The sequence below is a fragment of the Alkalihalobacillus sp. R86527 genome, assembly GCF_042466185.1.
GTDB lineage: Bacteria > Bacillota > Bacilli > Bacillales > Guptibacillaceae > Guptibacillus.
This window is the reverse complement of sequence record NZ_JAXHBW010000001.1, coordinates 3,647,231-3,672,968: the sequence shown is the minus strand read 5'-3', so window position 1 is coordinate 3,672,968 and position 25,738 is coordinate 3,647,231. Positions and strand designations below refer to the sequence as shown.

Annotated in this window: 23 protein-coding genes and 1 pseudogene; 12 read left to right on the top strand and 12 right to left on the bottom strand. The window is 41.5% G+C overall.

Annotated features, from left to right (window positions below; all coding sequences use genetic code 11):
* Positions 1–5 precede the first annotated feature (5 nt).
* Positions 6–1,214, top strand: coding sequence for a CamS family sex pheromone protein (locus SJY16_RS19210; protein ID WP_377891707.1), 1,209 nt, complete (start codon positions 6–8; stop codon positions 1,212–1,214).
* A gap of 40 nt (positions 1,215–1,254) precedes the next feature.
* Here SJY16_RS19210 and SJY16_RS19205 read toward each other — a convergent pair whose 3' ends face one another.
* On the bottom strand, positions 1,255–2,205 hold the full coding sequence (locus SJY16_RS19205; RefSeq protein ID WP_377891704.1) for a metal ABC transporter solute-binding protein, Zn/Mn family: 951 nt from the start codon (positions 2,203–2,205) through the stop codon (positions 1,255–1,257).
* Between the two features lie 281 nt (positions 2,206–2,486).
* On the opposite strand from SJY16_RS19205, the pseudogene pruA reads away from it, so the two are divergent.
* The 7 genes and pseudogenes from pruA to rlmD all read left to right on the top strand — a co-directional run bounded on the left by pruA (position 2,487) and on the right by rlmD (position 12,377).
* Positions 2,487–4,035, top strand: a pseudogene (pruA, locus tag SJY16_RS19200) (L-glutamate gamma-semialdehyde dehydrogenase).
* A 552-nt stretch (positions 4,036–4,587) separates the two neighbouring features.
* A complete protein-coding gene (gene putP, locus SJY16_RS19195) occupies positions 4,588–6,051 on the top strand; it encodes a sodium/proline symporter PutP (RefSeq protein ID WP_377891703.1) in 1,464 nt (487 codons plus the stop codon).
* Between the two features lie 232 nt (positions 6,052–6,283).
* Positions 6,284–6,574, top strand: coding sequence for an Asp-tRNA(Asn)/Glu-tRNA(Gln) amidotransferase subunit GatC (gene gatC, locus SJY16_RS19190; RefSeq protein ID WP_377891701.1), 291 nt, complete (start codon positions 6,284–6,286; stop codon positions 6,572–6,574).
* A gap of 12 nt (positions 6,575–6,586) precedes the next feature.
* Entirely contained in the window at positions 6,587–8,041 is a 1,455-nt protein-coding gene (gene gatA / locus SJY16_RS19185) for an Asp-tRNA(Asn)/Glu-tRNA(Gln) amidotransferase subunit GatA (protein WP_377892347.1), read from the top strand.
* A 16-nt stretch (positions 8,042–8,057) separates the two neighbouring features.
* The gene (gene gatB / locus SJY16_RS19180) at positions 8,058–9,491 is read left to right on the top strand and encodes an Asp-tRNA(Asn)/Glu-tRNA(Gln) amidotransferase subunit GatB (RefSeq protein ID WP_377891698.1); all 1,434 of its coding nucleotides are present in this window, start codon (positions 8,058–8,060) and stop codon (positions 9,489–9,491) included.
* A 443-nt stretch (positions 9,492–9,934) separates the two neighbouring features.
* Positions 9,935–10,894 (top strand): diacylglycerol kinase, encoded by a 960-nt coding sequence (locus tag SJY16_RS19175; protein WP_377891696.1) that lies wholly within the window; start codon positions 9,935–9,937, stop codon positions 10,892–10,894.
* Positions 10,895–11,006: 112 nt separating this feature from the next.
* Positions 11,007–12,377, top strand: a complete 1,371-nt coding sequence (rlmD, locus tag SJY16_RS19170) for a 23S rRNA (uracil(1939)-C(5))-methyltransferase RlmD (RefSeq protein ID WP_377891694.1) — start codon at positions 11,007–11,009, stop codon at positions 12,375–12,377.
* Between the two features lie 151 nt (positions 12,378–12,528).
* Here rlmD and SJY16_RS19165 read toward each other — a convergent pair whose 3' ends face one another.
* Both SJY16_RS19165 and SJY16_RS19160 read right to left on the bottom strand, forming a co-directional pair.
* Positions 12,529–13,881, bottom strand: a complete 1,353-nt coding sequence (locus SJY16_RS19165) for an IS1182 family transposase (RefSeq protein WP_377888055.1) — start codon at positions 13,879–13,881, stop codon at positions 12,529–12,531.
* Positions 13,882–14,172: 291 nt separating this feature from the next.
* Positions 14,173–14,949 carry a 3-hydroxybutyrate dehydrogenase gene (locus tag SJY16_RS19160; protein WP_377891692.1) on the bottom strand — a complete coding sequence of 259 codons (777 nt, stop codon included), beginning with the start codon at positions 14,947–14,949 and terminating at the stop codon, positions 14,173–14,175.
* A 262-nt stretch (positions 14,950–15,211) separates the two neighbouring features.
* Here SJY16_RS19160 and SJY16_RS19155 point away from each other — a divergent pair, with 262 nt between their 5' ends.
* Positions 15,212–16,492 (top strand): GntP family permease, encoded by a 1,281-nt coding sequence (locus tag SJY16_RS19155; RefSeq protein ID WP_377891689.1) that lies wholly within the window; start codon positions 15,212–15,214, stop codon positions 16,490–16,492.
* A gap of 332 nt (positions 16,493–16,824) precedes the next feature.
* Here the strand turns inward: SJY16_RS19155 and SJY16_RS19150 are convergent, their stop codons facing one another.
* Together SJY16_RS19150 and SJY16_RS19145 are read right to left on the bottom strand one after the other, a co-directional pair.
* On the bottom strand, positions 16,825–17,628 hold the full coding sequence (locus tag SJY16_RS19150; protein WP_377891686.1) for an alpha/beta hydrolase family protein: 804 nt from the start codon (positions 17,626–17,628) through the stop codon (positions 16,825–16,827).
* A gap of 139 nt (positions 17,629–17,767) precedes the next feature.
* Positions 17,768–17,947, bottom strand: a complete 180-nt coding sequence (locus SJY16_RS19145; protein WP_377891683.1) for a spore germination protein — start codon at positions 17,945–17,947, stop codon at positions 17,768–17,770.
* Positions 17,948–18,079: 132 nt separating this feature from the next.
* Here SJY16_RS19145 and SJY16_RS19140 point away from each other — a divergent pair, with 132 nt between their 5' ends.
* Positions 18,080–18,637 carry a GNAT family N-acetyltransferase gene (locus SJY16_RS19140; protein ID WP_377891680.1) on the top strand — a complete coding sequence of 186 codons (558 nt, stop codon included), beginning with the start codon at positions 18,080–18,082 and terminating at the stop codon, positions 18,635–18,637.
* Between the two features lie 47 nt (positions 18,638–18,684).
* On the opposite strand, the gene SJY16_RS19135 is transcribed toward SJY16_RS19140, so the two are convergent.
* The 5 genes from SJY16_RS19135 to SJY16_RS19115 form a co-directional block, all read right to left on the bottom strand.
* Positions 18,685–18,927, bottom strand: coding sequence for a hypothetical protein (locus tag SJY16_RS19135; protein WP_377891678.1), 243 nt, complete (start codon positions 18,925–18,927; stop codon positions 18,685–18,687).
* A 152-nt stretch (positions 18,928–19,079) separates the two neighbouring features.
* Positions 19,080–19,229: a hypothetical protein gene (locus SJY16_RS19130; RefSeq protein WP_377891675.1), complete on the bottom strand. Its 150-nt coding sequence runs from the start codon at positions 19,227–19,229 to the stop codon at positions 19,080–19,082.
* Positions 19,229–20,680, bottom strand: a complete 1,452-nt coding sequence (locus SJY16_RS19125; RefSeq protein WP_377891673.1) for a carbon starvation CstA family protein — start codon at positions 20,678–20,680, stop codon at positions 19,229–19,231. The genes SJY16_RS19130 and SJY16_RS19125 overlap by 1 nt, the downstream gene beginning before the upstream one ends.
* 134 nt (positions 20,681–20,814) lie before the next feature.
* Complete coding sequence (locus SJY16_RS19120) at positions 20,815–21,546, bottom strand: LytR/AlgR family response regulator transcription factor (RefSeq protein ID WP_377891670.1); 732 nt, start codon at positions 21,544–21,546, stop codon at positions 20,815–20,817.
* Between the two features lie 3 nt (positions 21,547–21,549).
* Positions 21,550–23,283: a LytS/YhcK type 5TM receptor domain-containing protein gene (locus SJY16_RS19115; RefSeq protein ID WP_377891667.1), complete on the bottom strand. Its 1,734-nt coding sequence runs from the start codon at positions 23,281–23,283 to the stop codon at positions 21,550–21,552.
* Positions 23,284–23,477: 194 nt separating this feature from the next.
* Between SJY16_RS19115 and SJY16_RS19110 the strand changes: the two genes are divergently transcribed.
* Positions 23,478–24,053, top strand: a complete 576-nt coding sequence (locus tag SJY16_RS19110) for a hypothetical protein (protein ID WP_377891664.1) — start codon at positions 23,478–23,480, stop codon at positions 24,051–24,053.
* A 62-nt stretch (positions 24,054–24,115) separates the two neighbouring features.
* Here SJY16_RS19110 and SJY16_RS19105 read toward each other — a convergent pair whose 3' ends face one another.
* Positions 24,116–24,493: a PH domain-containing protein gene (locus tag SJY16_RS19105; RefSeq protein ID WP_377891662.1), complete on the bottom strand. Its 378-nt coding sequence runs from the start codon at positions 24,491–24,493 to the stop codon at positions 24,116–24,118.
* Between the two features lie 162 nt (positions 24,494–24,655).
* On the opposite strand from SJY16_RS19105, the gene SJY16_RS19100 reads away from it, so the two are divergent.
* Positions 24,656–25,462 (top strand): alpha/beta fold hydrolase, encoded by an 807-nt coding sequence (locus SJY16_RS19100; protein WP_377891661.1) that lies wholly within the window; start codon positions 24,656–24,658, stop codon positions 25,460–25,462.
* A 36-nt stretch (positions 25,463–25,498) separates the two neighbouring features.
* On the opposite strand, the gene SJY16_RS19095 is transcribed toward SJY16_RS19100, so the two are convergent.
* A complete protein-coding gene (locus SJY16_RS19095; protein ID WP_377891660.1) occupies positions 25,499–25,684 on the bottom strand; it encodes a CsbD family protein in 186 nt (61 codons plus the stop codon).
* Positions 25,685–25,738: the final 54 nt, after the last annotated feature.

The following is a 25,738-nucleotide window of genomic DNA, read 5'->3' as shown; positions in this document are numbered from 1 at the left end:
AAATAATGCGAAAGATGCGAGCGATCATCGGTAGTGTGATGGCTCTTTCGCTGATTTTATCAGGCTGTGTTCCTAGTTTTATGAAGGACAAGCAGGAAGATTCAGTGGAAGTGCCTAATTCTAAGGGTGAAGAAAGTGAAGAAATGATCGTCAGTGAAGATATTAAGACATCTGAGAAGTATTACCGTTCCGTACTAGAGAAAAAGGGAGACAAGAACACTCTTGATGCTTCAGAGGTAAGAGGTCTTATCACAGCAGGAGTTGATAATCGACTTGATGTTGATTCCCTTGAGATGGGATTAATTCGTCTTTCTCAGGAACAGTTTGATCCAGAGAAATACTTCTTTAAAGAAGGTCAGCTTTTTGATTCTGAGCAAATTCACAGTTGGTTATATCGAAAAAAGGGTGATAGTGAGGGGGTAAACCCTGCTCTGGGCGTGGAGGATGATCCTGCTCAGCACGAAAAAGTGATCGAAGCAGAAAAAAGCAATCCGAAATTCCTATCCTTTATTCATGAACAGGATTACTATGTACAAAACAAAAAGGATGAACTGCAGCTAGGCGGTATTTCGATTGCCCTCTCTTTGTATTCTGAGTATCCATATTCAGTGTTGGATGAAGAAGGACTGAAATATACCGGCAACGTTAAGTTGGATCGGGAAAACGTTATTCAAAAGGGGAAGGAAGCAATCAAGCCGATCCTCAAAAAGATTCGAGAAGAACACGATGTCCCTGTTATGTTTACGCTTTTCATTGAAGAACCGAGGCAATCAGTAGTGCCAGGTAACTTTGTCGCTAGTACAATCGTTGAAGAAGGGAAGACAAGTGCTGGCTCTTGGAAAGATCTAAATGAAGAATATGTCGCTTTTCCATCTGACAAAGCCGATAATGAGTTTCCTGCTGATGCCGAAAAATTCGCAGACTTTACTCGTGAAATTCAGGATTTCTTTCCTAACTTTGTAGGTGTGATCGGTTCAGGTTTTTACAAACAGGATGAATTAAGACGGTTGAAAGTAGAAATTCCTATACAGTTTTATAGTAAAGCAGAGGTCATTTCCTTTACTCAGTTTGTTACTGGCTTGGTTAAAAAGCGTAACGATACGTTCCAACAAAATCTACCCGTATCGATTTATATTACGAGTAACGGTAAACCAGAAAGTATTATTGTGAAAGACCCAAATAATGATGAACCGTTCGTTCATATTTATAACTAATGAAGAAGGCTTCTACGCATTCGTAGAAGCCTTCTTATTCTTATTCGTTTAGTGCTTTCTCTAGTGTTTGGATATTTTTCTTCATAAGAGAAAGGTAATCTTCATCGTTATTAATGTCATCTTCTGAGAGAACGGAGAGGTTATGAATTCGAAGAGGTTCAAGTCCTAGTTCTTTCTGAACCGTTTTCGCTGGTTTAGGCGTAACATTTTGTTCGAAGATCATATATGACAGATTATAATTCTTCGCTGTTTCGATAATTTTTTCAAGCTGTTGCTGGGTTGGTTCCTGGGATGGTGAGAGCCCGGAGACACTCAGCTGCTCAAGTCCGTAGCGCTTCTCCCAGTACCCATAGGCATCGTGAGAGATTAGAAATTCTTTCTTTTCTGCATTGGAGACCATTGTCTTAAACAACTGGTCGATTTCTAATAAGTCATCTTCGAGCTTTTTGAAATTCGCTTCAAACTCTTTCTCTTGCTCAGGATTTAGTTCGATAAGACTATCTTTAATATTTCTCGCTTGCTCAATCGCAAAAACAGGGTCGATCCAGACGTGAGGGTCTACATTCCCATGGTCATGCTCATGGTGATTTCCATCTTCCTCATCGTGTTCTTCATGACCTTCTTCTGTTTCAGCAAGATCAATACCATTTGAAGCTTCGAGTGTCATGACACCTTCTTTTTGAAGGATATCCTTTGCTGTATCTGCGAAACCTTCGAGGCCTGCACCATTGAATATAAACAAGTCAGATTCCGCTAGCTGTGTCATCGTTCGAGTCGTTGGGTCGAAACTATGTGCATCGCTCCCAGGAGGGATAATAGATTCTGCCTTAACAGCATCCCCTCCAATTCGTTCAGCGAAATATTCAGTTGGATATAACGTTGTATAGATCACAAGCTTGCCTTCAGACGTTTCATTGCTACCTGAAGCGCAGCCAACCAACAGAAACGTAAATAAAGATAGCGAGAATGCTACCACCACGTATCTTTTCATATTAAACTCCCTTTACCTTTTACTGTGATTCACTGTAGTTCATTATATAGGAATTTACCCACCTTGCAAATAGTAATCTTTCCGATTTAGAGAGTGACAAGATTATACAAAAATAAGGGTTTAGTAGAAAGTGATTTAGGAAACAGCCAATATATAGTAATAAAAACCATATTATTCTATCTGAAATTGTGGCAATATTTTCTTTGTTTGAAGAATTGTGTCATTACATGATAGAATAATAGATGTGAAAACGTTTTAATCGACAAGGAGGCTGGATTTACATGGTAGTACCTTACAAACATGAGCCATTTACAGACTTTACGGTAGATGATAACCGTAAGGCGTTCGAAGCAGCGCTTAAAAAAGTTGAAGGCGAACTCGGAAAAGATCACGATCTTCTCGTAGACGGTGAGCGCATTAGCACCGAGGATAAGATCGTTTCTATTAACCCTGCGAACAAAGAAGAAGTCGTAGGTAGAGTTTCTAAAGCGAATCAAGATATCGCTGAAAAAGCTATTCAAGCAGCTGATCAAGCTCTTGAAGGCTGGAGAAAATGGTCCGCTCGTGCTCGTGCGGATGTTCTATTCCGTGCTGCGAGCGATCGTACGCCGTCGTAAGCATGAATTCTCGGCGTATCTAGTAAAAGAAGCAGGTAAGCCATGGAAGGAAGCGGACGCTGATACAGCTGAAGCAATCGACTTCATGGAATACTATGCTCGCCAGATGATTGATCTTGGCGAAGGGAAACCAATAATCAGTCGCCCTAATGAATATAACCGTTATGTTTATACTCCGGCTGGCGTATCTGTTGTTATCCCTCCATGGAACTTTGCGTTTGCGATTATGGCAGGCACAACAGTTGCTCCACTTGTAACAGGCAATACAGTGCTATTGAAACCTGCAAGTGCGACACCTGTTATCGCGGCTAAATTCGTGGAAGTTCTAGAAGAAGCAGGTTTACCGAAAGGTGTACTTAACTTTGTTCCAGGTAGTGGAAAAGAAGTAGGTGATTTCCTTGTAGACCATCCTAAGACTGCATTGATTTCATTTACTGGTTCTCTTGAAGTAGGTACGCGTATTTATGAGCGTGCTGCAAAAGTTCAACCTGGTCAAAAACACCTGAAGAAGGTAATCGCTGAGATGGGTGGTAAGGATACGGTAGTTGTTGATAATACTGCTGACCTTGAACTTGCTGCTGAAGCGATCGTTGTTTCAGCATTTGGATTCTCAGGACAGAAATGTTCTGCTGGTTCACGTGCCGTCATCCATCAGGACGTATATGATGAAGTACTTGATCGTGTCGTTAAACTTACAAAAGAGCTTTCTATGGGTGAAACAAAGAAACCTGACGTGTACATGGGACCAGTAATCGATCAAGGTGCTTATGATAAAATCATGAGCTATATTGAGATCGGAAAAGAAGAGGGACGTCTAGTTGCTGGTGGTAAAGGAGATGATTCAAAAGGATTCTTCATTGAACCAACAGTATTTGCTGACCTTCACCCTGAATCTCGTATGCAACAGGAAGAAATCTTTGGACCAGTTGTTTGCTTGACGAAAGCAACGGACTTCAACAATGCTCTCGAAATCGCAAATAATACTGAATATGGACTTACGGGTGCTGTTATTACAAACAACCGTGAGCACATCGAACGCGCGAAGGTAGATTTCCATGTAGGAAACCTTTATTTCAACCGAAATTGCACGGGCGCAATCGTTGGTTACCATCCGTTCGGTGGGTTCAAAATGTCAGGTACTGACTCTAAAGCAGGTGGACCTGATTACTTGATCCTTCATATGCAGGCGAAAACAATTTCTGAAATGTACTAGAGTATATCAGATCAAATAAGCACTCTCGTTGTTTTCGAGAGTGCTTTTCTTTTATGATTTTTTACCTTGTGAATGTAATTAATTGAAACGGGTTATTATAAAAAAAACAAAAATACTAAAGAAAATTTCAAAATGATGATTAACATGTTCTTTTGGTGGGTAAATGTTACTAAAGTATGTCTTTTGTTTACATATTCGCCAATTAATTTTAATTAATTTAATTGAATACTTATTCCACATACTTCTATATGACACCGTATGGAAGGGTAATATTGAATAAATATACACAAAAGGTTTTATTATATAATATTTTCATTGTTCTGAAAAATATTTTGTGATATAGTAATCATTGGTTTGTAAAAGGACTTATGGTCTATAGTGATAATTTAAATTCTCAGGAAAATGCATACCTGTGAATAATGACTTAAAGGAGGTGAAAGTGTGGAATACACCTTAACAACAGCAACTTGGTTCTGGTTACTTATACCGATGCCTTTATTAGTCATACTATCCATAATTACATTTTTTACTGAAAGGAGAGAATAGTACTAGATGAGTATTGAAACGCCTACGTTAGTCACATTTATAGTATATCTTGTCGGAATGCTTGCAATCGGTCTAATTTCTTACCGACTAACAAGCAACTTATCAGATTATGTTCTTGGAGGAAGAAGATTAGGTGGGTCTGTTGCAGCCCTTAGTGCGGGTGCGTCAGATATGAGTAGTTGGCTCTTACTCGGATTACCTGGTGCAATGTACGCAGGTGGTATGAGCCAGATTTGGATCGGGATTGGGCTCGCGGTCGGAGCTTACCTGAACTGGCAATTCGTGGCAACACGTCTTCGTCGTTACACTGAGGTAGCAAATGATTCCATTACGGTACCGGATTATCTTGAAAATCGTTTCCGTGATAAATCAAAAGCTCTTCGTGTTATCTCAGCAATTGTCATTCTTGTATTCTTTACATTCTATACGTCTTCAGGTCTAGTTGGGGGCGCAATCCTGTTTGAAAGTTCGTTCGGCATGAGCTACGAAAGTGCTTTGTGGATCGGTGCAATCGTAATTATTTCTTATACGTTCCTCGGCGGTTTCTTAGCAGTAAGCTGGACAGACTTCTTCCAAGGAATCTTGATGTTCCTAGCTCTAGTTGTTGTACCAATCGTTGCGCTCTTTGAAATGGGCGGTTGGGGCGAAACAGTCAACCAAGTTGGCGAAATGGACACAACTTACTTAGATATCTTCACTGGTATGAGCTTCATGGGTATTCTATCCCTTCTTGCTTGGGGACTTGGGTACTTTGGACAACCTCATATCATTACACGATTTATGGCAGTAAAATCATCAAAAGAAATTCCAAAAGCTCGTCTTGTTGGTATGACTTGGATGGTTGTTTCACTATTCGGTGCGATCTTCACTGGTTTCATCGGTATCGCATTCTTCTCAGGTGGTCTTGAAAACTCTGAGACAGTATTTATCGAATTTACTCAAATCCTATTTAACCCTTGGGTTTCAGGATTCTTACTTGCAGCAATCCTTTCTGCAATCATGAGTACTATTGACTCTCAGCTTCTAGTATCTTCTAGTGCTGTTGCGGAGGACTTCTACAAAGCAATCCTTCGTAAGAACGCAAGCCAAACTGAGCTTGTATGGGTAGGTCGTATTGCTGTACTTGCAATCGCATTGCTAGCAATCCTTCTTGCTTACAACCCTGAGAGCAGTGTACTAGGTCTTGTAAGTTATGCTTGGGCAGGATTTGGTGCCGCATTCGGACCAGTTATCATCCTAAGCTTGTTCTGGAAACGCATGACTCGTAACGGTGCGCTTGCTGGTATCCTTGTAGGTGCTTTCACAGTTATTATCTGGAAGCAACTATCTGGTGGCCTGTTCGACCTTTACGAAATCGTACCAGGATTCATCCTATGCTGGATCGCAGTATTGGCATTCAGCTATGTTGGTAAAGAACCTGGACCAGAAATTGAAGCAGAGTTTGATGAAGCAAAATCTTCAAAACTTTAATAGTAAGATAATGACTCACTCCACTTGGAGTGGGTCTTTTTTTATTCTTATACAAATAGTTCGATATGAAAGGGCAGTATAAGGTCATAAGGGTTAAACAAACGTTTGATTGAGAGCATATAATCAAACGTTTGTTTAATATTGACAAAGCGGCATTCTGTTGCTTAATGAAGTCTGTTTTTGGTATCATCTATATATTGCAGGTTGTTCGAATTTTACGGAGGTGAAAGAGATGTCCAGAATTACAAATGAACAGGTTAAGCATGTTGCAAACCTGGCAAGACTTGAAATGGATGAATCAGAAGTCGAAAAGTTTACAACTCAGCTCGATGACATTATTTCGATGGCAGAGCAGCTGAATGAACTAGATACAGATAACGTTGAACCAACTACTCACGTTCTTGATTTAAAGAATGTTCTTCGTGAAGACAAAGTACAGCCATGGCTCTCACGTGAGGAAGCGCTGAAAAACGCACCGGATGAAGAAAATGGACAAGTAAAGGTTCCATCAATATTTGAGTAAGGGAGGTATGAGATACCGATGTTTGATAAAAGCATAAGCGAGCTCCATAGCTTGCTACACAAGAAAGAACTATCAGTTAGTGAACTTGTTCAAAGTTCGTTTGACCGTATTAACTCGGTTGAAAACAAAGTAAAGGCATTCATGACCTTAAATGAAGAAGGGGCTATGCAAGCTGCAAAATCCCTTGATGATAAGTTAGGTACGGAAGATGCAAGAGGGTTACTCTTCGGATTACCGATCGGTGTGAAAGATAACATCGTTACAAAGGGTCTTCGTACAACTGCTGCAAGTCAGCTATTAGGAAATTTTGAACCATTACATAACGCAACAGTAGTTGAGCGTTTGCAAGCTTCCGAAACTGTTACGATAGGAAAACTAAATATGGATGAGTTCGCAATGGGTTCTTCAAACGAGAATTCAGGTTTCTATGGTACTCGTAACCCGTGGAATACGGACTATGTACCAGGCGGATCAAGCGGTGGTTCTGCCGCAGCTGTTGCGGCTGGTGAAGTATTCTTCTCACTTGGTTCTGATACCGGTGGCTCGATTCGTCAGCCGGCAGCATTTTGTGGTGTTGTTGGGTTAAAGCCAACGTATGGCCGTGTTTCTCGTTTTGGATTGATTGCATTCGCATCTTCACTCGACCAAATCGGTCCGATTACAAATACAGTTGAAGATAACGCATATCTTCTTCAGACACTTGCGGGACATGACAAGATGGACTCAACGTCAGCAAATGTTGATGTACCTGATTACCTTTCTAGTTTAACTGGAGACGTGAAGGGTCTACGTATTGCTGTACCTAAAGAGTACCTTGCTGAAGGTGTAGACGAAGACGTGAAGAATAAAGTCCTTGCCGCACTGAAAAAACTTGAAGAACTTGGTGCAACGTGGGAAGAAGTTTCTCTTCCGCACTCAAAGTATGCTGTAGCAACGTACTACCTACTATCTTCTTCTGAAGCATCAGCAAACCTTGCGCGTTTTGATGGGGTAAGATATGGCGTTCGTGCTGAAGCTGATAACCTTCTTGATGTATATAAGAAAACAAGAAGCGAAGGCTTTGGTGAGGAAGTGAAGCGTCGTATTATGCTTGGAACGTTTGCGTTAAGCTCAGGATATTATGATGCTTACTACAAAAAAGCACAAAAGGTTCGTACACTGATCAAGAACGACTTTGAAAAAGTGTTTGAGGACTACGATGTTATTATTGGACCAACGACACCGACACCTGCATTTAAAGTGGGCGAAAAGATTGATAACCCATTAACGATGTACGCTAACGACATTTTGACGATTCCCGTTAACCTAGCTGGTGTACCTGCCATCTCTGTTCCATGTGGGTTGTCTAATGGACTTCCTGTCGGATTACAAATAATCGGAAAGCATTTTGATGAGAACACAGTCTATCGCGTAGCTCATGCATACGAGCAAGCAACTGATCATCATAAAGCTAAACCAGAGCTGTAAGGGGGGACGACTGAAGATGAATTTTGAAACAATTATTGGTCTTGAAGTTCACTCGGAACTTAAGACAAACACGAAGATTTTCTGTAACTGTTCAACGAATTTCGGTGCGCCTCCTAACACGAATGTGTGCCCGATTTGTCTAGGACACCCTGGTGTGCTTCCTGTTATGAATGAACAGGCTGTTGATTTCGCAATGCGTGCTGCTATGGCATTAAACTGCGAAATTGCAGAAGACACGAAATTTGACCGTAAAAACTATTTCTACCCAGATAACCCTAAGGCATATCAGATTTCTCAGTACGATAAGCCGATCGGTGAAAATGGGTGGATCGATATCGAAGTGAATGGTAAGACGAAGAGAATTGGCATTACTCGCCTTCACCTTGAGGAAGATGCAGGTAAACTGACTCATGTGGATGGAGAAAATCATTCACTCGTTGACTTTAACCGTCAAGGTACACCTCTTGTTGAGATTGTATCTGAGCCAGATATTCGTACACCTGAAGAAGCATATGCTTATCTTGAGAAGTTGAAAGCAATCCTACAATATACGGAAGTCTCTGATTGTAAGATGGAAGAAGGCTCTCTCCGCTGTGATGCGAACTTGTCACTTCGTCCATATGGACAGGAAGAGTTCGGAACGAAGACAGAGCTTAAGAACTTGAACTCGTTCGCTAACGTTCATAAAGGTCTTCAGTATGAAGAAGTACGCCAGGAGAAAGAGCTACTTGCTGGAAACGTAATCGGTCAAGAAACACGCCGCTACGATGAAGCAGGTAAGAAAACAATTCTTATGCGTGTGAAGGAAGGCTCTGACGATTACCGTTATTTCCCTGAACCTGACCTTGTCCGTCTTGCCATCAATCAAGAGTGGATGGAGCGAGTACGTCGTGATATCCCTGAGCTTCCTGATGCTAGACGTGAACGCTATGTGAATAAGTATGATCTTCCAGAGTACGATGCGATGGTTCTTACGCAATCCAAGAAGATGTCCGATTTCTTTGAAGTAGCAATTGGACAAGGTGCAGATCCTAAGCAGGCTTCTAACTGGCTGATGGGTGAAGTTTCTGCATACTTGAATGCTAACTATAAGGAAATTGATGAAGTAGCCTTAACACCTGAAGGTCTTGGTAAACTAATTGCATTAATCGATGAAGGTACGATTTCATCTAAGATTGCTAAGAAAGTATTTAAAGACCTTATCGAAAAAGGTGGCGATCCTGAACAAATCGTTAAGGATAAAGGCCTTGTACAAATTTCTGACGAAGGCGAGCTTCGCACGATCGTTACAGGCATTCTTGACGAGAACGAACAGTCGATCGAGGATTACAAGAACGGTAAAGACCGTGCGCTTGGTTTCCTTGTCGGACAAGTGATGAAAGCAACTAAAGGTAAAGCCAATCCTCCTATGGTTAACAAGTTGATTGTAGAGGAAATGGATAAGCGATAGTTTGATTTGTGAAAGCCCTCCTGTTTGGAGGGCTTTTTTTTGTTTGGCTCTTATCGTAAACCTTGTTGCTATAAGAGTGGGAGGGATTTCCGTTCCAATTAGCTAAGTGGGGTTCTTAATACAGAAATTCTTTCTAAAGCAACAATATAAGTGCCTTTTGTTTTAAGTGATTATAGGAGTTCCAATTTCTCCGTTTCTAAGCGCTCCGCTTTTCTGTACATTTATTGCTTTTTCTAGGCTAAACGAATATAATCATATCTGAGGTTATTCGGGTTGAAACGGTCACGGTGATGTGGGCGTTTTTTGTTTGTTAAACATATATTAGTAGGGAAATCGTGCGAAATTGTCGAGCTTTTGAGGCTTTTCAATCATGCGAAAACAGATTACTATTGGTTTATAATGGTAAGTATAGAATAGAGATACAGAAGATAGGATGATGAAGGATGAAACGTGCTAGACTGATCTACAATCCCACGTCCGGAAGAGAACAGGTGAAACGTTCGTTACCATATATATTGGAACGTCTTGAAATAAACGGATATGAAACATCTGCACATGCGACTACTTGTGAAGGAGACGCGATTGAAGCGGCTCGTATCGCAGTTGAGAGAAGGTTTGATCTTGTAATCGCGGCTGGCGGAGATGGAACGATTTATGAAGTGATCAATGGAATAGCTGAGCAGCCGTACCGACCGAAGCTTGGTATTATTCCTGTTGGAACGACAAATGACTTTGCTCGCGCGATCAGTGTACCGAGAACGATCGAGGGCGCTATGGATGTTCTTTGTGAAGGTCTTGAGATGCCGATCGATGTAGGACGCGTGAACGATCACTATTTCATTAATATCGCTGGTGGTGGGCGTTTAACGGAATTAACGTATGAAGTTCCAAGTAAGCTTAAAACGATGCTAGGCCAGCTTGCTTATTATATGAAAGGGATCGAGATGCTACCTTCGATCCGTCCAACAAAGACACGAATCGAATATGACGGGAAATTATTCGAGGATGAAATTATGCTTTTCCTCGTGTCTAACTCAAACTCTATAGGCGGATTTGAGAAGCTTGCGCCACATGCATCTCTCAATGACGGTCTTTTTGATCTTATGATTTTGAAGAAAACCAATATTGCTGAGTTTATTCGGATTGCGAGTAGTGCACTAAGAGGGGATCATATTAATGATCCTAACGTTGTTTACAAAAAGGCTAGTAAAATTAAGGTAGAAGCCGTCGATAAAATGCAGCTTAATCTTGATGGCGAATACGGAGGCCCTCTTCCTGCAGAGTTTACAAACCTCTATCGTCACATAACGATGATTGTACCATCAAAAACGAATAAAAAGCATTCAACAGATGAAGAAGCGATGAAAAACTCCTTACCTGAGGAGGAGAAGTCAGAGATTTAATCTCTGGCTTTTTTACTTGGTGTAAATTGGGCGGGAACGAACCAATTTCTATATCGATTCACACTGTGGTACAATTTTTGTACATGACATTGAACGGAAAAGGACTGAAAATATGAGTATTCAAGAAACGCCCGTAACAAAGAACGACATAGTCGACGTAGAATTCAAAGACCTTTCTCATGATGGTGCCGGTGTCGCAAAAGTAGAGGGATATACGCTTTTTGTCCCTTATGGAATTCCAGGCGAAATAGCGAAAGTGAAAGTAGTCAAAACGAAGAAGGGCTACGGATTTGGTAAAATCGTCGAGGTGTTGGAAGAAAGTGAAGAGCGAAACACGCCGCCATGTCCAATCTTTTATAAGTGTGGAGGTTGTCAGACGCAACATATCACGTACGAAAGTCAGTTAAAGTTTAAACAAAAACAAGTAAAAGACGTCATGGAGCGAATTGGTAAAATCGACGTTCCTATCCATGAGGTGCTCGGAATGGAAGATCCTTGGCGTTATCGAAATAAAGCTCAGGTTCCTGTTGGAGAAGAAGGTGGCAAGATTGTTGCCGGTTTCTATCAGCAGCGTAGTCACAAGATCATCGATATGGATCAATGTCTCATCCAAGAGCAAGAAAATGATCGTGTGCTAGAAGTCGTGAAAGGTATTGCTGAGAAATACGGTATCCGTGCGTACGATGAGCGCAGTCATCGTGGTACGTTGAGACACGTTGTTGCAAAGTACGGTAAACAAACGAAGGATGTTATGGTTGTTCTAGTAACGAAACAGAAAGATTTACCGAACCGAAAGAATATTATCCGTGATATCACGAAACAAGTACCTGGTGTGAAGTCGATCGTACAAAACATTAATCCTAAGCGTACGAACGTGATCTTTGGTGACGAAACGCGTGTCCTCTGGGGTAATGACTACATTTACGATACGATCGGTGATATTAAATTCGCTATTTCTGCACGCTCGTTTTATCAGGTGAACCCTGATCAAACAAAGGTTCTTTATGATCAAGCCTTACGGTATGCGGGATTAACTGGTGAAGAGACGGTCATCGATGCGTATTGTGGAATCGGAACGATTTCTCTCTTCCTAGCTCAGAAAGCGAAAAAAGTTTACGGAGTCGAAATCGTACCTGAAGCGATTGAAGATGCGAAACGAAATGCTGAATTAAACGGCATCACGAACGCAGAATTTGAAGTAGGCGAAGCAGAAACTATCATTCCGATGTGGAAGAAAAAAGGCATCAAGCCTGATGTCTTCGTCGTTGATCCACCTCGTAAAGGCTGTGATGAGTCTCTATTAGAGACAATTCTCGATATGAATCCTAAGAAAGTTGTGTATGTATCGTGTAACCCAGCTACGTTAGCGAGAGATCTTAGAATCCTTGAAGATGGTGGGTATGAGACGAAGGAAGTTCAACCTGTTGATATGTTTCCGCATACGACGCACGTGGAGTGTGTTGCAGTCATTGAACGCAAGTGAGCTAGAAAAGAAGCATAAGCCTATCTAGGCTTATGCTTCTCAGCTTGTAGAGGAACCCCAGGTTCTTCTACAAGCTTTTTTTGTTGGTTTGTATTTTGAGGTCGTTTTTTTAAATTTTAATGTTAGTACTATGAAAAAAACTCTCCTTCACCTAGCTCACCCGGTCTAAGTGAAGGGCAATCTTCTTCATATTCTGACAGGCGGCAGTCAGTAACGCTTGTTCTCTTACTTTTTGTTTTCCACGCAAGCGACAATAACGCAGCCCATGCAGTTCTTTTGAATCTGCGAAGCTACGCTCAACCTTCTCTTTTCTCATGCGATAAATCCACTTTCCCTCATTGGAAAGTCGGTTCTGACGAACCTTTTCTTTTGCCCCTTCCCACACATGGCGTGTGATGGTTTTCTGGTGCTTCTGGTTCTCAGTGCAATGTGCCAGAAGAGGACAAGTCTTACATTTCGTGGGGTCCGACTTATAGTGACGATACCCTTCTCGGTCCGTCGTCGCGTACGCCAGTGCCTCACCCTGAGGACAAACATATCGATCGAGGTTTTCATCATATTTGTATTTCCATTTCGGAAGAAATCCTTTTTTACTTTGGTAGCGACGATGAGCGATAACGCCAAATACGTTTCGTTGTTCGAGTCCGTGACAAATAGGGGCTGTTAAGTATCCTGCATCTAGACCGACTGCTTCTACTTTAAAACCGAAGCGTTTTACCTGGCGGTCTAACCGTTGTAAATAAGGTTTGGAGTCGTGAATATTACCTGGAGTAATATGGACGTCGGTAATGATGTTGAATTTCATATCTGTGGTGCGATGATCTAAGTAAAAGAAACCTTCAGGTTTATGTTCTCGATATAAATAACCACTCTCAGGATCAGTATGACTGACTTTGATTTCCTTCGTCTTATTCACCTCCTTCTTTTCTTTTAGAGGCTTTTTTCCATGATCAGACCTGTCCTGTTCCACTGCTTCATTGAGTTCATCTATATAGTCGGCCGTTTCTACATGAACGTCTTTCCTGGAGAACTTTTTCTTATTCGCGCTCGCTTTTAGATGTGTGGAATCGGTGTAGAGAACTCGTCCTGACACCATTCGATGGTTCATAGCCTGGTGGACGACCTCATCAAAAACCTCTTGGAAAATATCTGTTTCATTAAAACGCATTCTGCGATTCCAGCTGATCGTAGAGTGATGGGGTACGGCGTCGGTTAAATTCAATCCGAGGAACCACCGGTACGCGACATTCGTTTGAATTTGACGCTCTAATTCGCGTTCAGAGCGAATGCCGTAAATATATCCAATAAACATCATCTTAAATAATACTAGGGGATCAAGGGATGGACGGCCGTTGTCTTCACAATAATAAGGACGGACTTTTTCAGGGATAAAGGAGAAATCTATGTAGTGGTCGATCTTACGTAATAAGTGGTTATCAGGGACAAGTTCATCAATCGTTACCATTTCTAATTCATTCTGCCGATCTTTCTTAGATTGAAACATTACATCACCGCCTAAAAAGAATCTATCTCTAGCTTAACAAAAGGGTGAAATAAAAAAAGGCAAAAAAAATAGGTTGTCGAGACTTTCTCGACAACCTGAGAAGCATAAGCCTATCTAGGCTTATGCTTCTTTTGATGGATTATGGATATGACCGGACACATTGTATTAAATGTGAGGTGGTTCACGCATCTGGGCGAATAATAAGAGATGGGAATTGAACAAAAAAAGAAGCGAGCCGACTACATCCAGTAGTCGGCTCGCTTTAATTCGTGTTCAAAAGCTCTTTGAAGCTTATTGAGCTGTATATCCGCCATCGATTACGACGGCTTGTCCTGTTACACTTTTCGCTTTATCACTTGCAAGGAACATGGAGTAGTCTGCAATTTCTTCAACGTCTAGTAGGCGTTTTTGAGGTACAAGAGGATAGATGACTTCCTCTAACACTTTTTCCAATTCTACTCCACGAGATTTCGCCAAGTCTTCTAATTGACCGCGAACGAGTGGTGTATCTACATAGCCAGGTGCTATGGCGTTAACTGTGATGCCATGTTCCGCCCCTTCAAGTGCACTCACTTTCGTCAAACCGATCACGCCGTGTTTCGCACTATTGTATGCGGCTTTTCCTGAGAACCCGATGACGCCGTTAATGGAAGCCATGTTCAGGATGCGGCCATTTCCTTGTTTTTTCATGATGGGAAAAACAGCCTTCGTCGCGATAAATGGAGCTGTCAACATGATGTCCTGCATTAATTTAAATTTAGAAGTAGGGAATTCTTCGATTGGCGATACGTGTTGAAGTCCAGCGTTGTTGATAAGAACATCAATGCGATCGTATGTTTCAACCGTTTGATTAATTGCAGCATTGATTTCTTCTTCACTCGTTACATCCGCTTTTACTCCAATTGCAGTTAAGTTTTGGTCGGTCAGCGCTTTTGCGGCTTTTTCTACCCCTTCTTCATTAATATCAGATAAAACAACTTTCGCACCGTTCTTGGCAAACATTTCTCCGATTTGATACCCGATTCCTTGTGCTGCTCCTGTTATGAATACTACTTTGTTTTCAACCATGTCTCTCAACCTCTCATTTCAGTCTGTCATAAGCAATAGCTTATGTCTTAAGGTCGATTGTAACCAAAACGAATTAGCATTTCACTTATAGTGAATTACGCGAAATCTTCATTTTTTAGAGAATAATTCTTAAATTCTCTATCTTATTTAATCTATTGATTCCTATGAAACGTAGGAGTAAGATATTTCTTGTTGTAAATACTGATGTCGATTTTTGTCAAACGTTGTTTTGTTCATAATTATTATCAAAGGAGGTATAGAGATGTTTGCAATCATTATTGGACTTGTTTCCCTTATGATCATGGCTTACTTAGGATGGTCGATTCTGTGGATTGCTCCGATTGCTGCTTCTATTGTAGCGATTCTTTCCGGCATGGATATTCTAGAAGCGTTCACCTCTGATTTCATGACCGGGTTTTCAACATTCGCGAAAGATTTCTTCCCGATCTTCTTATTTGGAGCTATTTTCGGAAAGCTTATGGAAGTTACGGGAAGCGCACGGAAAGTCGCAAGCTTTTTATCTAGAATTGTCGGGAAAGAACGAGCGATTTTAGGGGTGCTTTTGGGAGCTGCGATTCTGACTTATGGTGGTGTTAGTCTATTTGTTGTCGTATTCGTCATGTATCCACTTGCCATCAATTTGTTCAGAGAGGCAGATATCAGCCGAAAAGTGATCCCGGGGACGATTGTACTTGGTGCGTTCACATTTACGATGACCGCTTTACCAGGTACAGCACAAGTACAAAACTATATTCCAACTGAATACTTTGATACAACGATGATGGCCGCGCCGATCATGGGCGTTGTAACCGGATTGATCATGGCTGTAGGCGGTTATTTTTATCTTTCGTACCGAGCTAATAAACTTACCAAAGCAGGTGAGGGCTTTACTGAGCCGCAAAGCAAAACGGGGACTGAAAGCGAAGGGTACGATCCAAATGTCTTTTTATCGTTCTTGCCATTGATCTGTGTTGTATTACTTATTAATATCTTCAACGTAGACATGCTGATTGCGTTGTTAATCGGAATTATTTTAACGATTATTCTGAATTGGAAAGCATTCCATGAGTTCATCACGGCTTTGAATGATGGAGCGAAAGGGGCCGTAACAGCGGTTGTAAATACAGGCGCAGCAGTAGGTTTCGGTGCTGTCGTACAAGCTTCCCCTGCTTTTCCAGCGATTAAAGAAGCGCTGTTGAACATAAAAGGCGGGCTTGTTATCTCTGATGCCTTAGCCACTCAATTACTCGCAATGATTACCGGTTCTGCTTCAGGCGGAATGAACATTACTTTAAACGCTCTTGGGTCTGATTACTATCAGCAAGCGATGGATATGGGTATGAATCCTGAGATTCTACACCGTATCACGGCGGTAGCATCTGGTGCATCCATCCTTCCGCACAATGGAGCATTATTGACGGTGTTCGCCATTACCGGTTTAACCCACAAAGATTCTTATAAAGATATTTTCTTTGTTGGATTACTCATTCCATTTATCGCGACTGTGGTTGGAATATTGATGTCGTATATCGGAATTGTATAAGAAGAAAAAGTTGATGTAAGCTCCTTCTTTCACTGTGAAAAGAAGTCTGTTTAACAAAAGTGAAGAGTGTTAATCAAACGTTTGTTTGAAAGGGAAGTAGAAAAAATCTACTTCCCTTTCTTTATAGTGTTAAAGGTGTGAAAGTAGGAAACGGTTGATTAACTTCCTCAAGGGTAGAGAGGGGGGCATTTCTGTTCAGCATGTTCTGCAAACTACGCATGTAGAATGTGATCCTCCTGGTGTCGTGTGGATCAGTTCTAAATCGTTAATCAAACGTTTGTTTGAAATCAGGAAAGGGTGTTCCTTTTGTACCTTTCCTGACATTAAGGTGTTTATTGTATTGATAAAAACAGTAGCTCTACTTCTTCCATCACTAATTCCCACGCTGAGGAAGTCGTATTTGTCAGCATGAAATGTTCTGCTTGCGGGAGTTCTACTAGTTTCACAAAGTCTCCTGATTCCTGAGCCTCTCTATGGTACTGGCTACTGATTCCGATTGGTACATGAATATCTAGCGCTCCATGGATGAGTACTTGATGCACATCTAAAGGAAGTAGCTCGATAGGGGATGCGTGTTTGTATCGTTCAGGAAATTCCTTTGGAGAGCCACCTATCAAATCGGCAGTAGGATTGTTCGGTGCGAGTGATAAGGTCTCATCTCGGTATTCGTGCACATCATGCATCATTTCAAGGTCCGTTACGCCAGCAAGACTAATAACGCCTGCGATTGGAAGAGGTTGATCTGAATAAAGTGGACTTTCGCTACTAATCTTATGTCTAGCAGCTAACCATGTCGCAAGGTGTCCTCCTGCAGAATGACCAATCGTAATCACTTTGCTCAAATCAAGTGTGTACTTTTCCTTAAGGGAGTAGAGATGATCGCATGCTTTAGCAGCATCTGTTAGTGTGTCAGGCCATGATCTCCCTCGATCTGACACTCTGCGATACTCAATGTTCCAAGTCGCGATACCCTTGGCAGTCAATGCCTCAGCAACATTGCGCATTTGATCAAGTTTGAAAGGTTCTCTCCAAAACCCACCGTGAATCACGACAGCAACTGGATGGGGGCCATCGCCTTCTGGGATGCGTAACTCCCCAAATTGGTTTTCATCGTTTCCGTAGAATAATTTCTCCATTATTTCACCTCGTTATGTAATAGGTACTCTGTTTATTATCTCACATCGAGATGGTAGAGCGAATCCGTTACAAAATAAAACTCCCCAATCGTGCGTGACGATTGGGGAGGAATGATAAGATTTATAAGTTATAATGAGGCTACTTATATTTAACAGTAATACTAATGAAATTATTGACGATCATAAATGAACCCGTATTACCTCCGCCTGATCCTGTAACTGTTTTACTAGCAGAGATAGGGGAAATCGTATGAGCGCATTGGACAACGGTACCACTATTGTTCTCAATGATAACTGGTCCTTTAATTATACAAGGCATGGTCTCACACTCCCGGTTTATCTATAATAGTATATGGACAAACCATTAAAGTGCTTGGACACGAGACTTATTACCATAGCCTATATTCCAATGTTCACAGCAGTAATTTACCAAAAGGAAGGATGAACACTAGTGACCCCACATAATTTTCACCCTTTTCCAGTTTTGCATACTAACCGGTTATGCCTTAGGAAACTATCTGAGAGTGACGTAGCTCCTATTTATAATTATCATTGTAATAAAGAGCATTTTCCATATGTTGATATGCTTGAACACCAGACCCTCGAAGACAGCCGCCAATTCATTAAAAAGATGAATACGGGTGTTGAGGAGAATAACTGGGTGATCTGGGCGATTACAGATGCTTCAACAAACGCTGTTATTGGGACGATTTCATTATGGAATCTTTCTAGTGACGGAAGAAAAGGTGAGCTAGGTTATGGACTTCATCCAGGCAATACTGGAAAAGGGCTGATGACTGAAGCTCTCAAAGAAGTTCTTAAATATGGATTTCATGCAATGGGACTTGAAACAATTGAGGCCTATACGCATAAAAATCATGAACGCTCAATTTCATTATTAGAGAAGAATGGCTTCAGAAGGGTCAAAACAGTAACTGAAAAAGGTCCGAGCGGGAAGCTGATGGAGCTTGCTATGTTTGAGAAAAAAGTGAGTGAGAGCCACGTTTAAAACGCTCAGATGCTGAGCGTTTTATTATGTTAAGTTAGTAGTTTACTTTACCAATAATGGAAGGGATTAAACGAAATATCATCGATTGCAGTAAAGGGAACTGAGATTAGGGCAGCTCCAAGAAAGAAGTAACTCGTATCTTCTGATTCCTTCTGCTTACTACCGAGAGGGCGTAGATAAACATGAGTTTCATCTACTTGATCAATATAGCCGTGATAAACATGACCGTCGTGACAAAGGATCTTCACACATTTATCAATGTTGTTAGTGAATTCTTCATAAAAGGACATGCTTCTCCTCATTTCTAGTAGTAATTGAACGGATAGCAGGGAGAGGATACCTTCCCATTGTTCTAATAGAATATGAAAGAAATAGGTGAAGCGTTCGACCTAGTCGTTTTTCAAATTAAGAAAGCCCGCTGGCGTTTGCCAGCGGGCTTTCGTTACAATAGTCCGATCAGTGTTAATCCGAACAGGAAGATGCTAACGAGAACAACTTTTCCTACGAGAGGAAGGGTTTGTTTGCCGTTCGTGTTGATTCTTTGTTCCTCTTCATTGACTGTTTCTCTGTATTTAGGGTTGCAGCAACCCATTACGCAACACTGTCCCATCCGGTTATGTCTTCTTCTAATGGAATATTAGCTGCACGTTGTTTACGAGCGGCGTAGAAGAAGGTGATGATGACACTGATCGTGATGATCGTTGCACCGATATAGGCAACGTTAAGTGGCAAGCTAAATCCAATAGGTGCATTCAAGATATACGTTGTAGTCGCCATTGTGATGAATACTGCCGGAATAATTGCGATCCAGTAGTTTTTCTTAGCGATAAATAGATACATCGCACCGACCCATAAGGCAATCATTGCTGTTGATTGGTTTGCCCAAGAGAAGTAGCGCCAGAGCAACGTGAAATCGATTTTTGTTAGAGCAAATGCGACTGCGAATAGCGGTAGTGCGATCCATAGACGATTCGCAATCTTTTTCTGAGAGTACTTGAAGTAGTCCGCAATAATCATACGAGCACTACGAAATGCTGTATCGCCAGAAGTAATTGGTAGTACGATAACACCAAGCACTGCAAGTGTTCCACCGATCGCACCGAGCATAAGAGTGGAAGCTTCACTTACAATCGCAGCAGGACCACCGTTTGCAAGTAGCTCGTTCAATCCAACTGGTCCGTTAAATAGACTCATAGCAGCTGCCGCCCAGATCATAGCGATAATACCTTCTGCAATCATCATGCCATAGAAGATACGACGTCCTTGTTTTTCGCTTTGTGTCGTTCGCGAAATAATAGGTGTCTGTGTCGCATGGAAGCCTGAAAGTGCACCACAAGAAATCGTTAAGAATAACAGTGGGAAGATTGGTGCGCTGTCTGGGTGTAAGTTAGAAAGGCTGATTTCAGGGATCGGCGCGCCTGTAAATACAAGTCCAGCCCCAACTCCAAGTGCACTAATAAGTAGAAGTGCGCCAAAGATAGGATAAAAGCGTCCGATTATCTTATCGATCGGTAATAGGGTAGCGATAATATAGTATATAAAAATAGCTCCTAGAATGAGCCCCATCGTTGCCCAGCCGTTCATCATGTTGTTTAGAAGTCCTGCTGGTGCGGTAACGAATACTGTACCCGTTAACAATAGAAGGAGTACTGCGAATGCGTTTACAACATGTTTCATAACTTTTCCTAGAAACTTCCCAGCGAGCTCTGGTAAGTGAGCGCCACGGTTTCTAATCGAAATCATACCTGTTAAATAGTCATGCACTGCCCCGGCAAAAATACACCCAAAAACAATCCATATGAAAGCGACTGGACCATAAAGTGCCCCGAGGATTGGGCCGAAAATTGGACCTACTCCTGCTATATTCAATAGCTGAATCAGTGAATTTTTCGGTGTGTTCATTGGAAGATAATCGACACCATCTTGATGTGTATATGCAGGTGTATGTCTTGCACCGTTTACTCCGAACGTTTTTTCAACAAACTTTCCATACGTGAAGTAGCCTATTACTAGAAGTGCTATACCTACTAGAAATGTAATCATGTTAACTCCTACCTTTCCGTTCCTTGTATGCGTTTACATAAATTATAGGAAAGATTGGGCAAGAGTGGGGGGGATTTGGACAAGATGTAGAAAAAGGTGGGTAAGATGTATGTGAAAGCGTTTAACATGCACGTTTATAACTCAAGCCTCGAGCGAAGAGACTTCACATAATTTCGACTGACAGCGAGCTTATCATCGACTCCATCTAGCTCAAGTTGATAAGCCCCATTAAACCAGGGTGTCAGCCTAGAAACGTACGTAAGGTTGACGATATAGCTTTTATGAATGCGGAAGAAAGGATAAGTAGATAGTCGGTTTTCTAATTCTTTCAGAGTCATTTTGACTTCGAACGCATTGAGTTTAAGAATGATGCGAGAAACTCGATCGTCACGGCAAATATAAAGAATATCGGTTGGATCGATATAATGGATTTCCCCATCTGTTTCAATAGATAGCTTCCCATTTGTTATTTGAGGCGATGATTCTTTATTTGTAGAAGAAGTCAGTTTCTCCAGACGTTGCACGGTTTGGGCGAGCTGCTGTTCATCATAAGGCTTCAACAAATAATCTACCGCTTCATAACGGAATGCTTCAGCTGCAAATTCAGGATAAGCTGTTGCAAAAACGATGAAAGGGGGCTTTTTCAGTTCTAGAAGCGCTTTAGCAGCATCCATCCCATTCATGCCAGGCATTTCCACATCCAAGAAAACAACATCAGGTTGAAGCTGTATTGCTTTGACGACAGCTTCTTGTCCTGAGTCTGCCTCACCCGTAATGTCTATCAAGTTAAAATCACCAAGAAGGTGGACGAGTTCTTCACGACTATATCGTTCATCATCGACAACTAATGTTTTAATTACATTCATTTGTTACTCCTCCATAGATGGAATCAAAAAGCGGACTGTCGTTCCATTGTCTTGTTCACTAGTAATCTGAAGACCAGCACGATCCCCATAGAGCATTGTGAGACGGCGGTTAACGTTATAAAGCCCGAGACCTGTTCCGCTTTCAGAATCTAGAGGGGCTTTGCCGATCTCTTTCAGTCTCTCTGGTGAAATCCCTTCACCGTTATCTTTCACACTAACAAGAGTTTCTTGTTGTTGGCAGGTAATGCTGATCTCGACGATGCAGTTTGTGTTTTTATTCTTTATACCGTGTTTGATCGCATTCTCAACGATCGGTTGTAAAGTCAGTGGTGGAAGCTTTCTATATAGTGTGTGCTCTTCTATATCATAGTTTACACGAAGCCTGTCCACGAAGCGCGCTTCCTCCACTTCAAGGTATGCTTTTACATGTTTTAATTCTTGATTAAGGGTAGTCATATTCGCTGTCGTGCCAGACAAGTTTTGTCTAAGAAAATGGGATAGGGATAGTAAAAGCTTCCGTGCTTTTGCTGGCTCCGTTCTCACTAGAGAGACGATCGTGTTCAGAGAGTTGAATAAAAAGTGCGGACTAATTTGAGCCTGCAACGCTTTGATCTCAGCTTCCTTCGCGAGCTGATAGGCTTTATCGGCTTCAGCTATTTCTAGCTGGTTACTCAAGAGAACGCTTAGACCAGTAACGAGTTCTGTGATGACATTCGTAATCTCTTTTTCAGATTGAAAATAAAATTTCAATGTTCCAATTGTCTCCCCTCGTTGCTTTAATGGAGCGACGATTGCGGCACCAAGAGGACAGTCTTTGTCAGCACAATGAATCGTTTGATCGTTTGCAATCATCATTTCTCCATCTTGAATCACATCTCTTGTGATACTTGTTTGAATCGTATTTTCAGCTTGATGGTGATCGTCCCCCATGCCAACATGGCTTAGAATATGAGTTTTGTCCGTAATAGCTACCGCGCTGCCCTCAACTTCTCGATGGAGAATACGACATACTTCAGCTGCCGAACTCGTTGTAAGTCCTTTTCGTAAATAGCCAAGCGTTTGGTCTGCGATACGGAGTGTTTTCTGCGCTTGAAGAGCACCTGCTTTTTCCTCTTCATTCACCACGTTCTTAATGATCAGTAAGAATAATGCGCACCCTATGCCATTTGCTAATATCATTGGTAGACCAATCACTTCTACGAGTGCTAATGCGTTCTCGAATGGTTTTGATAGTCCGAGTATGACCATCATTTGGACTGCTTCTGCACCAGCTCCAATCAGAAAAGCTGATTGAAGTTTCACATGACGGTTTCGTTTATGTAGGGCCCCTGAGATTAATCCTGCGATGATTGCTGCTAGCCCACAAGCGAGAGCGGTAAAGCCTCCGAGAAAATAACGGTGGGCACCTGCGATAAGACCTGCACCGATTCCTACACGATAGCCTCCAAGTAGTCCAGCCAGAACAACCCCAATCACCCTAGAGTTCGCAATTGCTTCATCTGAAGACACGCCAAGAGGCCATGCATTGAACTGAAATGACTCGGTGTTGAACGTTAATCCTGTATATGTACCAATGATGCCAAAGAACCCAAAGAAGCCAATCGCAACGTACTGCTGCTTCCGAGCAAGACGCTCATTGTAAATCATTTCTCTAAAAAAGCGAAAGCGCGTTAACACAAACGCAATCGTTACGATAATCCCAAGACGCTCAAGCATCGTAAGTAGCAATTCAAACATCGTAAAGCCTCCTGATATTGGTACCTGTCACCACCCGTATTGTATCGAAGAATGTCGAATAATAGAGCGGTTTCTTTTCATTATACTGCTTTTCATCAGCGAGGGAAAACAGACGGTGAATAAATACATTCCTTAATTTAACAATTGTGATAAAGTGAGGATAAATTCTAGGTAGAATGACGAGGAGTGGTTCGATGACAATTAAGTACAGCGTTTGCCCGGTTTGTGGATCAAAGCAATCGGCGAGAATCATATATGGTATGCCTACACGTGATGTATTGCCTCAAGTGGAAAGAGGAGAAGTCTTATTAGGAGGTGGTTCTCTTCCCACACTGAACAAAGAATATCACTGTAAGAGTTGTGAGTTTGAATGGTCAAGAGACGAAGCGGTGGCACATGCTTATCGCAAAATCAATAAGGTCAAAGCGTATGTAGGTGGGTTCTTTGGTTGTAGCTATCAAGTTGAGTGGGTATTGAAGACAGGTGAAGTAACCTACTTGGAGTGGGAAAATTCAATGGGGGAGGACCCTATAACGATTAACACAATCTATGAAAACCTTCATTCTATAGATTCCCTACAATCCACAAATGTTTTGAGGTGGAAGAAAGATTACCAACCAGAACAACCAATATTAGATGGCACTTCTTGGTCCGTAGAGATACAAACAGACGATAAAGTTATTGAAAAGCATGGCTCGAATGCATATCCAAAAACGTGGGATCAGTTCTGTGAGTTAATGGAAGAGGTGTCAGGGAAAACGTTCAGATAATGAAAGTGCGTAAAAAGAAAGCAGACCATTCGCTGGCCTGCTTTCTTTTGAAGAATTTACTGTTATCCGCATAATTCCGCGAGAATCTTTTGTACATCATAAATGCTATCATCTTTCTTGAATTGCTTTGAAACTGTTGGTGCCTGAGATCCTGATATCCAGATTTTTAATTCAGCATCTAGATCGAAGTGTCCCGCAGTTTCAATAGAGAAGTGTGAGATGCTCTTATAAAGGACGGAATGGTACTCAATTTTCTTCCCGGTCATCCCTTGTTTATCTACAAACAGTAGGCGCTTATCTGTGAATACGATTAAGTCACGCAAAAGCTTGAATGCCGCATTGACTTCTTCTGTTTCTGAAAGGATGTTCGAGAGTTCTTTCTTGACCTCACCTTTATCCATTGTCGAAGCGTTACCCATGAAACCGCTGAGTATCCCCATTGTTATTCCTCCTTTTGATTCGTATTCTACCAAATTGAGTGACAGGTACCAATCGATTTGTGTCGAAAGGAATAGAGAATGTTTTAAGTAGGTTGAGCGTAAATTGTTAAGTGAATCCAATCAATCTAGAGAGTGAATGAGAGCTGTAGGGAGGCAGTGTATATGGCGTTAATGAAACTTGAAGATGGCGTAGAGCTGTACTATGAAGATGTCGGGATGGGAAGCCCAATAATTTTTATCCATGGCGTTTGGATGAGCAGTCGTTTCTTTAAGAAACAACTTCCGTACTTTAGACAGAAGTATCGAGCAATCTCCCTAGACCTTAGAGGGCATGGACAATCTACACATTCTGATTCTGGTCACACTGTGGCAACCTATGCAAAGGACCTGAGACAATTTATACAGAAGCTAGATCTAAGAGACGTTACTCTAGTCGGCTGGTCGATGGGGGCTTTTGTTATTTGGGAATACATTCACCAGTTTGGTGAAGAAGGATTAAAAGGAACCGTTATCGTAGATGAGCTGGCATCTGATTTTAAATGGCCTGACTTTGAAATCGGTGCATTTGATCTCCCGGCTTTAACTGGTATGATGCAACAAATTCAAACCGACCAGAGGGGATTACTGAAGGGATTTCTACCATTAATGTTCAAAGATGAAGTTCCGGATGAAGAGTTAGAATGGATGCTTGAAGAGACGACCAAACTTCCTGCATCAATCGCTAGCGCAATCTTATTCGACCAATCGATCGTGGATTGTCGTCCTTATCTTAATGAAATTTCTATCCCGACACTTTTATGTTTTGGGAAGGAAGAAAAATTAATCCCTATTGCAGCAGGAGAGCATTTAAATAAAGAAATCCCTCATTCAAAACTTGAAATTTTCACAAATAGTTGCCATTGTCCATTTCTTGAAGAACCTGAGCGATTTAATAAGGTAGTGGAGGAGTTTGTGCGTTCCTTATCCTAAAAAAAAGAATGCGGGTAAATATCCCCGCATTCTTTGCTATTTATTGTTTCGGTCTTTCACTTCTCCAGTGCGCTCTTGGTATTCACCTTTCGATTTATCTCGTTTTCCTTCTTCCTGAAGTTGAGCGTCATCCTTTGCGTTTCCTACCTGGTCCTTCACTTCACCCTTTGCCTTAGAAACGGCACCTTTTACTTTGTCGCTCAAACCTTTGTTATTACTCATTGTAAAACACGCTCCTTTCAAAGATTAACTTATAAACAAAAATACCCTCTGAAG